General features: G+C 45.0%; 20 protein-coding genes. All 20 read right to left on the bottom strand.

The features are described 5' to 3' along the window. Positions 1–19: 19 nt before the first annotated feature. Positions 20–1,408, bottom strand: a complete 1,389-nt coding sequence (locus tag E5329_RS14780; protein ID WP_135990279.1) for an MATE family efflux transporter — start codon at positions 1,406–1,408, stop codon at positions 20–22. Positions 1,409–1,429: 21 nt separating this feature from the next. Further along, entirely contained in the window at positions 1,430–2,419 is a 990-nt protein-coding gene (locus E5329_RS14775; protein ID WP_135990278.1) for a hypothetical protein, read from the bottom strand. Positions 2,420–2,648: 229 nt separating this feature from the next. Beyond that, the gene (locus E5329_RS14770) at positions 2,649–3,452 is read right to left on the bottom strand and encodes a SpoIIIAH-like family protein (RefSeq protein WP_275443302.1); all 804 of its coding nucleotides are present in this window, start codon (positions 3,450–3,452) and stop codon (positions 2,649–2,651) included. A 16-nt stretch (positions 3,453–3,468) separates the two neighbouring features. Beyond that, positions 3,469–4,050: a stage III sporulation protein AG gene (locus E5329_RS14765; protein WP_135990277.1), complete on the bottom strand. Its 582-nt coding sequence runs from the start codon at positions 4,048–4,050 to the stop codon at positions 3,469–3,471. A 29-nt stretch (positions 4,051–4,079) separates the two neighbouring features. Further along, on the bottom strand, positions 4,080–4,631 hold the full coding sequence (locus E5329_RS14760; protein WP_135990276.1) for a stage III sporulation protein AF: 552 nt from the start codon (positions 4,629–4,631) through the stop codon (positions 4,080–4,082). An 11-nt stretch (positions 4,632–4,642) separates the two neighbouring features. Further along, complete coding sequence (locus E5329_RS14755) at positions 4,643–5,830, bottom strand: stage III sporulation protein AE (protein WP_135990275.1); 1,188 nt, start codon at positions 5,828–5,830, stop codon at positions 4,643–4,645. A 10-nt stretch (positions 5,831–5,840) separates the two neighbouring features. Next, positions 5,841–6,227, bottom strand: a complete 387-nt coding sequence (locus E5329_RS14750) for a SpoIIIAC/SpoIIIAD family protein (protein WP_135990274.1) — start codon at positions 6,225–6,227, stop codon at positions 5,841–5,843. A 30-nt stretch (positions 6,228–6,257) separates the two neighbouring features. Further along, positions 6,258–6,452, bottom strand: a complete 195-nt coding sequence (gene spoIIIAC, locus E5329_RS14745; RefSeq protein ID WP_016286129.1) for a stage III sporulation protein AC — start codon at positions 6,450–6,452, stop codon at positions 6,258–6,260. Between the two features lie 24 nt (positions 6,453–6,476). Next, the gene (locus E5329_RS14740; protein ID WP_135990273.1) at positions 6,477–6,992 is read right to left on the bottom strand and encodes a stage III sporulation protein AB; all 516 of its coding nucleotides are present in this window, start codon (positions 6,990–6,992) and stop codon (positions 6,477–6,479) included. Continuing rightward, complete coding sequence (gene spoIIIAA / locus E5329_RS14735) at positions 6,986–7,942, bottom strand: stage III sporulation protein AA (protein WP_135990272.1); 957 nt, start codon at positions 7,940–7,942, stop codon at positions 6,986–6,988. The genes E5329_RS14740 and spoIIIAA overlap by 7 nt, the downstream gene beginning before the upstream one ends. Next, positions 7,881–8,093 carry a hypothetical protein gene (locus E5329_RS14730; protein ID WP_135990271.1) on the bottom strand — a complete coding sequence of 71 codons (213 nt, stop codon included), beginning with the start codon at positions 8,091–8,093 and terminating at the stop codon, positions 7,881–7,883. The genes spoIIIAA and E5329_RS14730 overlap by 62 nt, the downstream gene beginning before the upstream one ends. Positions 8,094–8,274: 181 nt before the next feature. Beyond that, positions 8,275–8,760 carry a hypothetical protein gene (locus E5329_RS14725; protein WP_135990270.1) on the bottom strand — a complete coding sequence of 162 codons (486 nt, stop codon included), beginning with the start codon at positions 8,758–8,760 and terminating at the stop codon, positions 8,275–8,277. Between the two features lie 42 nt (positions 8,761–8,802). Beyond that, positions 8,803–9,081: a hypothetical protein gene (locus E5329_RS14720; RefSeq protein WP_135990269.1), complete on the bottom strand. Its 279-nt coding sequence runs from the start codon at positions 9,079–9,081 to the stop codon at positions 8,803–8,805. Between the two features lie 80 nt (positions 9,082–9,161). Beyond that, a complete protein-coding gene (locus E5329_RS14715) occupies positions 9,162–9,830 on the bottom strand; it encodes a hypothetical protein (RefSeq protein WP_135990268.1) in 669 nt (222 codons plus the stop codon). A gap of 32 nt (positions 9,831–9,862) precedes the next feature. Continuing rightward, entirely contained in the window at positions 9,863–10,000 is a 138-nt protein-coding gene (locus tag E5329_RS29810; RefSeq protein WP_168356641.1) for a hypothetical protein, read from the bottom strand. A gap of 207 nt (positions 10,001–10,207) precedes the next feature. Further along, positions 10,208–10,384, bottom strand: coding sequence for a 30S ribosomal protein S21 (gene rpsU, locus E5329_RS14710; RefSeq protein WP_004054229.1), 177 nt, complete (start codon positions 10,382–10,384; stop codon positions 10,208–10,210). A 180-nt stretch (positions 10,385–10,564) separates the two neighbouring features. Further along, on the bottom strand, positions 10,565–13,216 hold the full coding sequence (gene alaS, locus E5329_RS14705) for an alanine--tRNA ligase (RefSeq protein WP_135990267.1): 2,652 nt from the start codon (positions 13,214–13,216) through the stop codon (positions 10,565–10,567). Between the two features lie 19 nt (positions 13,217–13,235). Next, positions 13,236–13,382 carry a hypothetical protein gene (locus E5329_RS29805; RefSeq protein ID WP_168356640.1) on the bottom strand — a complete coding sequence of 49 codons (147 nt, stop codon included), beginning with the start codon at positions 13,380–13,382 and terminating at the stop codon, positions 13,236–13,238. Between the two features lie 49 nt (positions 13,383–13,431). Continuing rightward, positions 13,432–14,970, bottom strand: coding sequence for a hypothetical protein (locus E5329_RS14700; protein ID WP_135990266.1), 1,539 nt, complete (start codon positions 14,968–14,970; stop codon positions 13,432–13,434). 15 nt (positions 14,971–14,985) lie between these two features. Beyond that, positions 14,986–15,303 (bottom strand): hypothetical protein, encoded by a 318-nt coding sequence (locus tag E5329_RS14695; RefSeq protein ID WP_135990265.1) that lies wholly within the window; start codon positions 15,301–15,303, stop codon positions 14,986–14,988. Positions 15,304–15,534 lie beyond the last annotated feature (231 nt).

Here is a 15,534-nt window from a genome sequence, read left to right as displayed (position 1 = left end):
CCGGCTTTTCTTGTCACCTTTAAAAATTCTCTGTTCCCTTATTCCTGCTTTGTGAAGCAAAAACCAGCGCCGCCTGCTTTTTACGTATTCCAAAATAACAGATCAAATGCACTGCCGCCGTCAGCGCCCAGGATACCGGATAAGAAATATAAAGGCTGCGCAGACTTCTGTATTCCTGAAAGATCGTAAAGATCCACAAGATACGAAAACCGCAGGCTCCAAGCAGCGACACAATCATCGGCATGACTGCGTATCCCATGCCCCTCAGCGCCCCCACCAGCACATCCATAATTCCGCACAGGCAATAGGTGGTACAAATGACAGACAGACGCAGGATTCCCACTTCAATCACCTTCGGATCAGAAGAATAAATCCCAAGCAGCTGATGTCCAAGCAGATAGGCGGCCCATCCCATCACAAGCCCCACACAAGTTACCATTCCAAGGCACTCCAGCATTACTTTTCCAATCCGTTTCCATTTCCCTGCCCCGAAATTCTGGCTGGTAAAGCTTAAGGCAGTCTGATGATAAGCATTCATGGCCATGTAAATAAAGCCTTCAATATTCGAAGCCGCTGTATTGCCCGCCATTGCCACAGAGCCAAAGGAATTGACGGAAGACTGAATCAGCACATTGGACAAAGAAAACACCGTTCCCTGAAGTCCCGCCGGAAGTCCAATCCGCACAATCTGTATCACCTTATCCTTTTTCATGGCAAGCTTCTTCCATTCCACCCGGCAGCCGCCTTCCATCCGCATCATACAGCGGAAAATCAATCCCGCCGATATCACCTGGGAAATCACCGTTGCCAGCGCCACTCCCGCCACTCCCAGATGAAAACCTATCACAAAAATCAGATTCAGTATAATATTAATAATCCCTGCTGCAAACAAATAATAGAGCGGCCTCTGTGTATCCCCCACTGCCCTTAAAATGGAACTGCCGAAGTTATACAGTAAAATCACAGGCATCCCCGCAAAATAAATCCGGATATACAATACCGCCTGACTCAGCACATCTGCCGGAGTTCCCATAATCACCAGAATCTGCGGCGCCACAATGATTCCAAAAATCATCAGGCCCACACCGCAGACCAGGCTCAGCACAATGGCGCTGTGGACCGTTTCACTCATCGCACGTTCCTTTCTTGCGCCGCAAAATCTAGCCACCATAACATTGGCTCCCACAGAAAACCCAATAAACAGATTTGTCAAGAGATTAATCAAAGACGCATTGGCTCCTACCGCAGCCAATGCCGTGCTTCCTGCAAATCTTCCCACCACCACCATATCCGCCGCATTAAACAAAAGCTGCAGAATGCTGGAGATCATCAGAGGAACGGAAAACAGCAGGATTTTGGGAAACAGTGCACCATTGCACATGTCAATTTCATAAGATTTCTTTCTCATTTTGTTCTCCATCCGTCCAAGCTATACAATTGAAAATTTCACAGTCCTTACATTGCCGGCTTTATCTGAAATCTTTAATACATAATTCCCTGCCCGGGACACTGTTTTGCCGCTTTTAATTCTCTTTCCGTTCAGGGTTGCTTTCTTTATGCCAGAGGTTTTATCCTTAAATGTAATTTTCACTTTGCCGCTGTAAGTTTTCGCTTTGATATTGGTTTGGGGTTTCGTCCGATCAACGGTAAACTTCACCGTTTTCGTACTGCCTGTCAGCATTTTCACCTTTACCTTGTATACGCCGTCTTTCACAGCCGTATATTCATTTTCAGGCTGACTCTCGTTATTGACCCGGAAGCTTGTAATGACGCCGCCGGAAGAAGCCTTTACTGTCTTGATTTTCCGATAACAGCCGTTATTTTTCACGCCTTTTATCGTACATGTTCCTGTCTTGGCGCATTTGGAAGTTCTGACTGCATAAATACGTTCCTTGTTTTTGATTGTGTTCAGCGGATAGAAGACCGTGCAGCCGTCTTCCTGCAAAATCCCATTGGTTTTATATACCTGAAATGGATATTTGACTTTCACTGTAATATCTTCTGTGTTTAAAAATTTCAGGCTATTCGGAAAATCCTCGCCTCCTAAAATTTCCTTCTGAATCTCTTCAAATCCGCCGATATCCAGCACTGCCTGATCCTGCGTCAGCACAACAAAAGAATCCTTGCTGTCTGCCCTGGACATTTTCTGGGTAGACTGATACACGTTGTGTACCGTGCCGTCCCGTTCTTCTGTGCCCAGGTAAGTGCAGCCTGCTTCTTCCATCAATTGCTCATAGGTATATCCTTCCCCAAGTTCCTTAGCAACTGCCGCTTCTTCCTGGCTTGTGGTGTAATAGTTCACAACTGCCTGGGCCGACAGGTCAGGATTTACGATAATTGTTTCCTCCATTCCGCAGCCGGCACATCCTAAAACAACTGCCATTGCCAAAACTATCAGCCATCTCTTTTGCCTTTTCATCCTAATTTCTCCTTCCTTTGATTGCTCTTTTTCCCATTGCTGTTCCTGCTGTGTCCAGAGAGACGCGCCCTCCAGACGTTATGTCCATGGGCTATTTCACAAAGTATACCACAGGACTTTTATAAGTTCAACAACTGTCGTTTTCCAAAAAGCAGTGCAGGGAAGCTTTTTCAGCTCCCCTGCACTGCCGTCGGTACGATATCCGCTATGCTTACGCCGGAAAAATCTGCTACTCCTGAGGCACTGTTTCTTCCGCTGCGCCTTCACTGCCCTGGTCGTCTGTTCCCTCTGCTGGAGCCTCATCGGAAGGCGTCTCTGCTGCCTGCTCTGTTTCCCCGGCAGAATTCTGAATCGGCGTAATAATAATATTTTCTGCCTGCACGTTGGTTTTGCGCTTTACAATATCTTCCACCTGGGCCCGCTTTGCATCCGTTACCTCTCCCATATTCAGAACCACATCTGCATTGCCGTCTGTGATACTCACCACCACATCCGTGAACCCTTTTGCTTCCAGCAGCATCTCAGCAGCCGCTTCCCGCTCCGCTACATCTGTCATGGCAATCATGGCGTTAATGGCGTCCTGCTTCTGCTCCTCTCCAATACTGGTATTATTAATAATTTCCAGCAATGACGCTTTATTCTGGGAACGCACCTGCTCCCGGTTCAATTTCACCTCCGATGCAAAATCCACACTGTTGACATTGGTGCTGGTCAGTACAGCTTCGCCCGGATTATCTACGCCCTCACTCTGGCCGTTGGCCTGTGCAATCTCTTCTCCTGTTCTGATTCCAAGATCTGCATCCTGTGCCTCTGCAGCCGTTTCTTCACTGGCTTCTGTGTCTGTGAAAATATCCTCTGCACTGTACATGTCTTCATCGGATATTTCATATGTACTTTCATTGGTGTCTGCACTGGCCTCCTTCGCCAGATCGCTGTCATTCTGGCTTCCGGTATACTGCAGATAGCCTGCCACAGCAATCATAAGAGCCAGAGCCGTAATAATAATCTGGTTCTTTTTAAATACTTTCTTCAAAACTGATACCCTCCTGTCAATTCATCTTAACTACCTTAATTTTATGTACTTCCACTGGAAATAATGCCAAAACTGCATCGGAAATATTTTTTGCTGTCTTTGCATTTCCACCTCCCTCTGCCACCACCAGCACTCCCTCCACCTGAGGGGCTGTTTCTTTTGCCACAAAAGGCTGTCCATCCTCCGTTTCTTTGGAAAATACGGTTTCCTCCTGATACTGGCTTTCACGGGTATTCCGTTTCACAGTTCCGTCTTCCTCTGAAACCTCCTGGCTGCTGCGTGTAATATCTTTATCCAGAATTCTCTCCCCGTCATCTTTGAGATTAATCATCACCTCCACCTTCCCCACCCCCTCCATTTCCCCCAGAATCTGTTCCAGCTTCCGTTCCAGCTCCCTTCCGTAATCTACGCCATTTCCTGTGCTTTGTTCTGTATTTTCAGCGCTTTCCTTTTCCGGCATTTTCTGCTGGCTGTTTTTATCCGTTTCGGCAGGCAGAGCAATGATCAGCAGCAGAATGCCTGCCAGTCCTCCGATGAGAAGCTGATTTTTAGATATCCCCTTTATCTTTTCCAGGGAAAACCATTCCTTTTTTTTCATAATTATCACCACTCCTTTCCAAACGCAAGCTATCCTCCCTGCACTGCTATTTGAATCTTTGTCTCATCCAGGCGGTAAAACTCCATCAGCTCCTGTTTCAGTTCCCCTGCCCCAGGATATTCCGAACTGTTATCCCCGAAAGACGCCTTTGGAACTGAAACGCCATCTTCCTCTACTCTCACCGCCATGGCAATGGATTCCACCTGATATTCCTCTGACAGATGCACCTCTATCTGGACAGGATACAGTTCCTTTCCTTCGGCAATTCTTCCGATATCCATTTCAATTGCACGTTCATATTCCTGCACATACATTTTTTTCTGGGTCTGCTCCAGATGCGCAGTATCCAGCTTTAAATTGTCAAGCTCCTGGAAAAAACCTGCCTGGCTGATCTTTTTCATCAGCTCATCTTCTTTTCCCAGAACAGACAATACCGGCGTGGCCACCAGAATCATTAATAGCATTCCGGAAAAAAACCTGACATATTTCCGATAACTTTCTCTGGGCAGCAGATGGATAATAATATTCATAAAAATATAAAAGCAGACAATATTTTTTACCCAGGTATAGATAATTTCCATTTCTTCCCCCTTTAATGATTAAATGTGGTGGCCGCAGTTACCATGGCAATGGTCACCAGAAACATCACTGTAGTAGTCACCACTACCTTTCCCAACATCCTTCCGCTTTCTCCTGCGCTGCTGATGCAGCCAATCATCCGCCGGTCTGAAACAGGCTGAATGATTGCCGCCAGTAATTTATAGAGAAAAGTCATGACGCCCACTTTAATTAACGGCTCTGCGCATAATGCCAAAAGCACCAAAATTGCCGCCAGCCCAATCCCGTTTTTAATAATAATTCCGGAACCCACCATAATCTCCGTCACCGCATTAATGGAAGTTCCAAGACCTGGCAGCATGCCAGCCGTTTTAGAAATCAGACTGGTTTTAAAGGTGTCAATCACCGGCGTCAGCAGATTCTGTATCACATTAATCCCAATCACAATGGTAAACAAAAATTTCAGCGCCCAGGCTATGCCGGATTTCAGCAAATCCGTCATTTTCGAAAGCAGCTCTTCTTCCGTGAGATAATTCATAAGCTCCAGCGCCATATAAATCTGAACTGCCGGAATCATCAGGTATTTCAGCGCCCATTCCATACCGTAAATCAAAAGAAAGGTCATATCATAAAATCCCGCCGCTGTGGTAATCTGCCCGGAAAACGCCATGCTCATGGTAAAGGTGGGAATCAGCACTTTCAGAAATACCATCATCTCCTCCAGCACCTCTGCCGACACATCCCGAAGAATAAAAAAGGATTTCATCAAAAGCACCAAAAGGAGCATATACACCAGATAAAAACTGATTTCCGTTACCGCCGGATTTTCAAATACATCTGCAAAATTGTACAAAATGGCAAATACCATACACAGCAGCACAATCTGCACCAGTGTTTTCCGAAAGGAAGCAATTTCGCCGAATACCATGCTGCAAATTTCTTTGATCAGCCATCCTTTCTCTATTTCTTCCCCTGCAATCAGCTTTTCCACCAGTTCCCTAAAATTAAGCTCCTGTGTGCTCTCCTGCCGGCTCAGCATCTCGTCAATATCGGAAAAATCCAGTTCTGCCAGATAAGATTCCAAAGTCTCACTGTCCCCTGAAATCTTTTCCAAAGACAATTCATTTTCTTTCGCCACTTTAGCCTCCGCCCCATATGCTTTTTCAGACAGCGCAAGAAGCATGAACGCCAGCCCCAGAACATACAAACATCCTTTTCTCAACCTATCCACCTCAGCTTAAAAATTCTCCTATAGTTTCCAACAACACTAAAAGCACCGGCATGCTAATCACCAGAATGGACAGCTTTCCATACATCTCAATCTGGCCTGCCACCGCCTGATATCCTGCATCCTTGCAGAGATTGGAAGAAAATTCCGCCACATAGGTAATCCCAATCATTTTAATCAAAATAGCAATGTAACCGGTGTCCAGCCTGACATAATCCTGCATTCTGCTTATCACCGACAGCACCAGCTCCAGCTTTGACATGATAAAATAAAAAATACACAGGGACACTCCCAGCGTGACGAACAGCTCGTACTCTTTTTTCTGCTCCTTTAATATAATCCCCAGCAGCATTCCCACAATGCCCAGAACTGCAATTTTTAAAATATCCATTCCCTGACAAACTCCTTATGTTCCGTCAATCTATAATGCAAACAGGTTCCTCATAGTTTCAAACAATTCATAGATGTAAGGCACTATCCAAAACAGCACAATCAAAAGTCCTGCCAGACTGGTGAGAAACGCATGCTCCTCCCGCCCGCTGTGCTTTAAAACCTGACTTAACACGGTAACCAGTATCCCAACCGCCGCAATTTTAAAAATCAAACTTATACTCATAGCTTCCTCCGTACCGTCCCCATACTAAATCAGCAGAATTACCAGGAACAAACCGCACATCAGGCTTAAAGTCCGGGCTACTTTCTGCCTGTCCTTCAATTCTTTCTGCGCCCTTTGGATAAACACCTCCGCCTGCTCCATATACAGTTCCAGATTCTTTAACTGCATCTGCACATCCAGATATCCGAAATTTTCTCCCGCCCGCTTTAACAGCCCCTGTTCTTCTCTGGTAAAATAAAATTTTCCTGCTTCTTCCTCCACCAGCCTGCCCCAGAATTCCCCGATACTCTCTTCATTTTCCTCCAGTTCCTTTGCTGCCCGTTTCAAAAAGTCAGAAAACGGCTCTTTTCCCTGGGACGCCATCTGAAGAAACGCCTCCCGCAAAGGAGTTCTGGCGTAAGCAATCTCTCCCCGCAGCATCAGAAACATTTCCTTCATGCCAATCAGCTGTTCCACATGCTCTTTCAGCTCCTCATTGATTTTCCAGCCATACATAAGAGACGCTGCAAGAACGATAAGGCTTCCCAATAATTTCAGCATAATTTCTGCAGCTTTCCGTCATATACGGAAAACCTTCTCTCCCCTTTCTCTCCCAGACTCAGCAACACAAACCGTTCAAAGTATTCCCGCTTTAACCATCTTTTTAAATACATTTTTTCCTGCAGTTCTTGGATGCTTCCTGCATGCATGGTGCCCAGAATCCGGCAGCCGCAGTGGAGAACTTCCTCCACTGCCAGACAGTCCTCTTTTTTGCCCAGTTCATCCACCGCAATAATCTGAGGCGACATGCTCCGTATCAAAAGCCGCATTCCCTCCGCCTTGGGACAGGCGTCCAACACATCTGTCCGGCAGCCCAGATCATTCTGGGGAATTCCAAAAAAGCTGGCCGCCACCTCTCCCCGCTCGTCCACCAGGCCGATTTTCTCTCCCGGCAGAACCTTGGTTCCTTCTGACAGCAGGCGGATACAGTCCCGGAGCATGGTGGTTTTCCCCACTCCGGGAGGAGAAAGCAGCAATGTATTATAAATCCCCCCCGTTCGGCACAGCCATGGAAGAAGCTCTTTGGCACAGTCCTTCTTTTGTCTTGCCACACGGATATTCAGGCTGGAAATATTGCGGATTGCCGTAATTTTTCCTTGTTCACAGACGGTTTTTCCTGCCACCCCGATCCGGTGCCCGCCCTGAATGGTGAAAAAACCATTCCGTATTTCCTCCTCCAGAGCATACATGGAATACTGGCTCATTCTGGCTAAGGTTTCTTTCATATCCTGCTCTGTCCAGAAATAGAGATTGGAAGAATTTGCCCAATGGAACCGCTCCTCTCTTACCAGACAGCCTTCCCTGCTCCAAAACCACTCTGTTCCCCGGCCTGATACCATCACAGGCTGTCCTGCCCGCAGTCTGATTTCCTCCGGTTCCCTGTTCTCTTCAAAGCTTTTTCGGCAGAGCTCCCTTAAGGCTCCCGGAAATACCCTGATAATTTCTTCCATGCGCCCTCCTCCCTGCTGCAGCTATCCAGATCCCTTTCCTGCCGCATCCCGCTGCAATCCTTCTGATCCCTTCGCCGCTGCTTCCTGTTGTCCATCTTTTTGTACCTGATTCCATATATATGTACATGCCCGGAGAAATATTCCTTTTCATGAAAAAAGCTCCTTTCCGGTAAGAAACCATTGGAGCCTGCTTCTTACTGGAAAGGAGTTTTTATTTTTCTTGAGAAACTATCTTACATTACGTTTAAATGATTTAGCCTACTTTCTCAGAATTTATATGTATTAAACTAAAATCTTAATAATCCTGCATTCTTTCGATAGCATAACTATTATCAAATCTTTCCTCTATATTTTCCATATAATTGTTCAATCACCCTAAGATTAAACTGCAACAAAATATTCCATTCTTTCTCTTTCAAATTTAACGGAGAATGCACTGCCCTGTAGTGTGCAATCGAATTCCGTATTTCTTTATAATACCATTTTGCCACTCCCATTCCCTTCACCTGTTTATATGAATTCTTCACATGTTCTATTGCAGTTGTGTCAATATCTTTGAAAATTTGTTCTATAGCTGCTTCTTCATTCGGCCGCCAAGAAATCTTTTCTTCGATTTCCTTTGATACCTGAAGTAAAGTTAATTCCGTTCCCAATACATTATAAAAAGCCTCTAACCTGATAATAGGAAATAAACGTTCTATACATCTGTACGTTTCTAAAAAACTATGATTCCATTGATTGTCCAGCATTGACATGACAATATTATGATATGGAATTTTATCATTTCCGCTAAATATAATATCTTCAAATAAATCCAATGTTTCTTTATCCCATCGGCCAGCTTTTTCTCTTTGTAATTTTCAAAAATGATATGCATACACATCATAAACATCATCTTTAAGCAAACTGCTCTCTTTCATAATCTCATAGGCACTTATATTTTCAAAAACTTCCCGCAAATCTTCTAACTGATGTCCATGATAATTTTCATCCTCCGGCTGGCATAATATTTCATTGTAAATTCTCATGGGTGGAATAGCATAATTAACATTTCCTTGCAACTTACAGATAGCATAAACAAAATTATGCTTAGAGCTATCACTTTTATCTTTGTCTCTTTCGTCCCCGGGCCTACCCATAATTTTCTCCCCGGCTGCAGCCACAAATCCTATCCGCGCCGGCTGCCCTGCAAACAATTCTTTTCCAGATTTAAACTTTTCTATAGAACTTTCTTCTTTTTTCCTCCAGAATTCTCCTCTTTTTTCTTGTATTTTGCATCTAAGAGAATATCCATCTGTACCATGCACTTTAACACTTCACAAAAAAGACGCACCAAATCTGTCTCTCCACTGCTTTGTAAAAAATCATGTCTTGTAAACTCATCTGTTAATTTTTCCTTTGTATTGATTTTCCACGTGCGCGCTCCAAACGCTAAAAATAATTCCACTAATCCATCTGCCTGATATTGCCCGCCTTTACTCCTTTTTGCTGAATCATCAATCTCAAATACCTCAATACCTGCAACATTTTCTTTTATTTCTTTCACAATACCTGAAAAGACAATTTCTATTTGCCGCCTTACATTCCACGGCACTTGACCTGTATTCAAAATTAACATTCGGTATAATAAACTATTGCTATTATCTGAAATCCAATACTCCACACGTAATTCTCTCTGATTCACTTCTTCTTTTTCAGATACGGCTTTCATCAAAGCTGTTGTTCTTTGCATTCCATCTATGATGCTTAATTGTTCCATAGCATCATCTGTTATCAACTGTTCACAGGTAATTTCACCTTTCTTAACTTTCTTATATTTATTCGCATCTGTTACAATCCCTATTACAACAGGAGGCAATATCGTTCCTTCTTTTAGATCCTCGATCATTCTGTTTCTTATGAAAATTGCTGTCTTTTGTTTTAAAGCTTCCCTTTGCCCAGAAATCCCTCCTCTGTTTGATATGCCTTTTCCACCATTTGAAGATATTCGCTAACCGACATATTTGTAATGATTGACATACATTTTAATTTCTCATCTAACAGAATACGTTTATCCATATTTTTCACTCCAAACTCATGCTTTTGTTTTATAAAAAACCTAAGAACAGCTTACTTATACTTTTTATAGTATCCTATTTTCCTCTAAAATCCAATATCAAACCATATTGCATTTCCTGACTTTTTTAAAAAATCAAAAATTACTTCCTTAAATTCAAGAACCCCCACATTATCCATAAAAATGGACAATGTGGGGGCCTTTTTTAATTAATTATATTTACGCTTTCTTGCCGCTTCGGATTTTTTCTTGCGTCTTACGCTTGGCTTTTCGTAATGCTCTCTTTTACGAATCTCCTGCTGAATACCAGCCTTTGCACAGTTTCTTTTGAATCTGCGTAAAGCGCTATCCAAAGTTTCGTTTTCTTTTACGATAACATTTGACATAGTCTCACACCTAACCTCCCTCCAGTTGCGTATTGTGCATATTCAACTGTTTGGGTCATTTTATTGCACTGCTATTAATTATAACAGATATTTCCGGTAAGTCAACCATTTTTATGGAAAACTTTTAATTACCGTTCTCCATCCATGACTGCCCATGAATTATGGCCGTTTCCGGTACTTTTACACCTGACCCTCCAGAACAGTTTTCGCTTCTTTGATGGCCTCAGGAATGCCTGCCGGATTCTTACCGCCGGCCTGCGCCATATTGGGACGTCCGCCGCCCCCGCCTCCTACTTTTCCTGCAATGGCCTTGATTAAATTGCCTGCATGGGCGCCTTTCTTCATTGCTTCCTCTGTTGCCATGGCAATCAGGTTCACCTTGCCGTCTTTTTCCGAAGCAAGCACCACCATGCCTTCGCCCAGCTGCTCTTTTAACTGATCGCCCAAATCCCGCAATCCGTTCATGTCCACTCCTGCAACACTGGAAGCCAAAAGTTTAACGCCTTTTACCTCTGTCACCTGATTCATCACATCACCCAGGGCGCTTTGAGCCGCCTTGCTCTTTAAGGACTCATTCTCACTCTGCAGTGATTTCAGCTCTGTCATAAGGTGCTCTAATTTCTCCACCAGCCCTGACGGATTGGTCTTTACTGTTTTGGCTGCCGCATAAAGAGTTTCTTCCAATTTATCATAATATGCAAACACTGCCTTAGAGGTCAGCGCTTCAATTCGGCGCACGCCGGCTGCCACTCCTGACTCAGATATAATCTTAAAGGCACTGATGCTGCTGGTATTTGCCACATGGGTTCCTCCGCACAGTTCCACGGAGAAATCTCCCATCTTCACCACCCGGACGGAATCGCCGTATTTTTCGCCAAATAACGCGATAGCTCCCGTCTTTTTGGCTTCTTCTAAGCTCATTACTTCCGTCACAACCGGAAGGGAAGCCGCAATTTTTTCATTGACAATACCTTCTGTCTGCGCGATTTCTTCCGGCGTCATAGCCGCAAAGTGAGAAAAGTCAAACCGCAGCCTGTCCGCATTCACATCGGAGCCATGCTGCTCCACATGGGTGCCCAGCACTTCCCGAAGGGCCTTCTGCAGCAGATGGGTAGCGCTGTGGTTCCTTCCAATCAGTCCCCGCTGTTCTTCTGCTACGGACAGCTCCACAAGATCGCCTGTTTTAAACATTCCCCGGGTCACCACGCCCACGTGGCCGATACGTCCGCCCCGCAGATGAATCGTATCCTCTACCCGAAATTCATTCTCTCCGGCACGGATTACGCCTGTGTCGGCATTCTGTCCTCCCATGGTGGCATAGAAAGGCGTTTCTTTTACAATAATCGTTCCCCTCTCTCCATCGGACAAGGCTTCCGTCAATTCTGTTTCCGTGGTTAATACCGTAATCTCTGAACTATGCAAAAGCCTGTCATATCCCACAAATTCTGTGGTAACCGAAGGGTCAATTTCATCGTACACGGTAGCGTCCGCACCCATGTAATTGGTTTCTTTTCTTGCACTTCTGGCTTTATTCCTCTGCTCTTCCATGCAGCTGCGAAAGCCCTCTTCATCAATGGAAAATCCCTTTTCCTCCAGGATTTCCTGGGTCAGATCCACCGGGAATCCGTAGGTGTCATACAGCTTAAAGGTATTTTCTCCCGACAATACCTTTGTGCCTTCCTCCTTCATCGCCTCCTGCATTTCTGCCAGAATGCTGAGACCCTGGTCTATGGTCTTATCAAATTTCTCTTCTTCCTGGGTCAATACTTTAAAGATAAATTCCTTCTTTTCTTCCAGTTCCGGATATCCGTCTTTGCTCTCTGCAATTACTGTGGCGCTTAAAGTTGCAAGGAACTTTCCGCTGATTCCAAGGAGCCTGCCGTGGCGGGCCGCCCTGCGGATCAGGCGGCGGAGCACATAACCCCGTCCTTCATTGCTGGGCATAATGCCGTCAGAAATCATAAAGGTTGCGGAACGCATATGATCTGTAATCAGCCGGATAGACACATCATCAAGCGCATCTATCTGATAAGTCTTGCCGGACACTTCACATACCTTGTCCCGAATTGCCTTCATGGTATCAATGTCAAACACGGAATTCACATCCTGCACCACTACTGCCAGACGCTCCAACCCCATGCCTGTATCAATATTTTTGTTGGCAAGCTCCACATAATTCCCGTGTCCATCTCCGTCAAACTGGGTGAATACATTATTCCACACTTCCATAAAACGGTCACATTCGCAGCCTACCTTGCAATCAGGGCCGCCGCAGCCGTAAGCTTCTCCTCTGTCATAATAAATCTCAGAACAGGGGCCGCAGGGGCCTGCGCCATGCTCCCAGAAATTATCGCATTTGCCATTTTCATCCCGGTAAAACCGGGTAATTTTCTCCGGTGGAACTCCCACTTCCTTTGTCCAGATTTCAAAGGCTTCCTCATCCTCTCCGTAAATGGACGGATAGAGCCGCTCTGGTTCCATGCCGATAACTTCCGTTAAAAATTCCCAGCTCCAGGCAATGGCTTCCTTCTTAAAATAATCTCCAAAAGAAAAATTCCCCAGCATTTCAAAAAAAGTAAGATGTCTCGCTGTCTTACCTACATTCTCTATATCTCCGGTACGAATGCATTTCTGGCAGGTAGTCACACGTCTCCGGGGCGGAATCTCCTGCCCGGTAAAATATGGCTTCAGCGGCGCCATTCCCGCATTGATAAGCAGCAGGCTGTTATCGTTGTGGGGTACCAGAGAAAAGCTCTTCATCGCCAGATGTTCCTTGCTTTCAAAAAATTCCAGGTACATCCTGCGCAGTTCATTTACTCCATACTTCTTCACGACCGATTTCCTCCACTGTCTATTTCTCTTGCTGTGTCATTTCCGCTGCTGTATTGCTGTCTTTTCTGTCACGCAGTTTCTTTCCCAGAAAAAGTCCGCAGCCAGCTACCGCCGCCATTATAATAAACTTAACCGCATACTGTATCAAACTGGCCAAAAACGTCATAAAAGCACCTCCTATCAAGTGTTAATCATATCATATGGCTAGCCGATTTTCAAGAAATATCAGAAGTATGCGCAAAATTTTTCCACTCCGCCGTTGTTTTTCCAAAACGTTTTCCATACAAGAGAAAGGGAATCAGGGCCTTTTGCTGCCCTTTCGTCATACCGATGCTTTCCAGCACTGCAAACTCCCGCTGTCTGAGGATCAGTCCCGCAGCCGTCACATTCACATAATTCATCAGCCCCATAAAAAGCAGAATCAGGCACAGGACAAACATAACCATACGGCTGGAAGCAATATAATTCCTGGCAGAAGCCAGCAAATCCGATTTTGTCTGCAGGGTAATCGTTCGGGAATCTGTCACATAAGCGTCATGAGAGGCTTTTGCAGCAAACTGTCCGTTATGTTCATTGAGCATCTGGGTCAGTGTATTTTTTAATAAGGGCTCTTTCTCCTGTTTTACATTCAGCAGCAGCAAAAACGTCTGAGACGGAATCTGCATACGTTTTAATCCCTTCTCACTCACCAGAAAATAAATAATGTCCGGACCGTTCCATGTCGTCTCAAGTTCAGGCAGACCCTTTTCCTTAAAATTCAAATACCCGCAAAAGGTCATTTCCCCTGTTTTCTCTCCAAAGAGATCATACATCGTAAAAGGGTTTCCTGTGTAATCCCTGCTATTTTCTTTTTCTGCCTGAGAAAACAAATTGTAATGGAGCATAATCGCTCCGGTTCCCTCAATCACCGGTTCTAAATCCAGGAACAATTGCTTTTCCTCGAAAAATTCTTTTAGCTCCTGTAAATATTCCCGGCTTACTTCCTGCACAACACAGACGCAGAATTCTTCCTTCCATCCCTCTCCCGGCGCAATATTTTCCATACGAAGTTCAAAGGCCTTTTCATCCATCCGAATGCATCCGAATCCTCCCTTTACCTGCTGCAGCTTTTCAATGCCTTTCAGCCCGGCTATTTTCTGAACCATGGATTCTGGAAAAATTTCTTCCATTTCCGGGTACGCCCCTGCCGTCAGAACCGACATATTGCTTATCATTTCAAAATCATAATTCTCATATTCAATCTGATTTGTAGTATCCGTTCCTCGGGAAATCACCACCGCCCCCAGTGAAATGCACAGCCCAAGAGCCAGAGAAACAATGGTAAGGCAGGCCCGTCTCCGAAACCGGAACAGATTTCCCCAGGCCATAGACGCCGGAATAAACATGTTGCGTCCTGGGGCGCCTGCATTTTTCCAGAAAGGGTCCGCTGCCGGAGTCTGCATAGACCTGTGAATCTTCCATGCCCTATGGAAGGGACGCACGGACGCCTTTTCCATATATTTTGCAGATTCCACGGCAGACATCCCAGACAGCCGAAGCATCGCTGCCAGAGAGCTGAGATAAGTCACTCCTGCCCCAAAGAAAACAGACGCCGCCAGAATCCAGGGACGAAACGCAATCATTGCTGAAGCATTGCCCAATCCCTGCAAATACATATTGGAAAGTACGCCGGGCATCAGGACAACAACAAGAAATATTCCTGCCAGAGCCCCAACAAAACATCCCTTACAGGCGCATCTGCTTACCTGCAGCAAAACAATCCGGCGGATCTATTTTGTTGTGGTTCCAAGGGTTTGCAGCAAACCGAACCGGCGGATATCCTGCTGCATGGATATAAACAGTATGTTATAGATGAGAAGCCATGCAAAGAGGAAAATAACAGCCGCCATAAACCAGGCCATATCATAGCCGCCGGCCAATTCCGTAACCGCCTCTAAGGTCATTGCGCTGCCGCCGAAAAACTGCTGGCTGTCATCTGTCATCGGAATATCCCGGTATAGCCATTCTTCCACTGTTTCACCGGCTATCCCGGTCTCCTGCTGAATCAAAAGCGTAACAGCGGCTTCTGGAAATATTTCTATCTGCATAGATACTTGTTAAGGCAGATACAACTCATCAATTACTTATCTATAAGTCAAGTTTAGTCATATGGTTTTTCAAACATATAAGTAACGTAAAAACCGTGGACATGGCAATAATATTCAGCCATGCGGCCATCAAAACTTTCGGCTGAGAAATAGATTCGCCACCCCATAAAATAGTAAGTGTACTCTCGGAAACTCGAATCCCTTGTTTTATAAGGCTTCAGAAATTTCCGA

The organism is Petralouisia muris (assembly GCF_004793545.1).
GTDB classification, from domain to species: domain Bacteria; phylum Bacillota; class Clostridia; order Lachnospirales; family Lachnospiraceae; genus Petralouisia; species Petralouisia muris.
The sequence above is the reverse complement of the archived record's forward strand: the minus strand, read 5'-3'. Positions and strand labels throughout refer to the sequence as shown.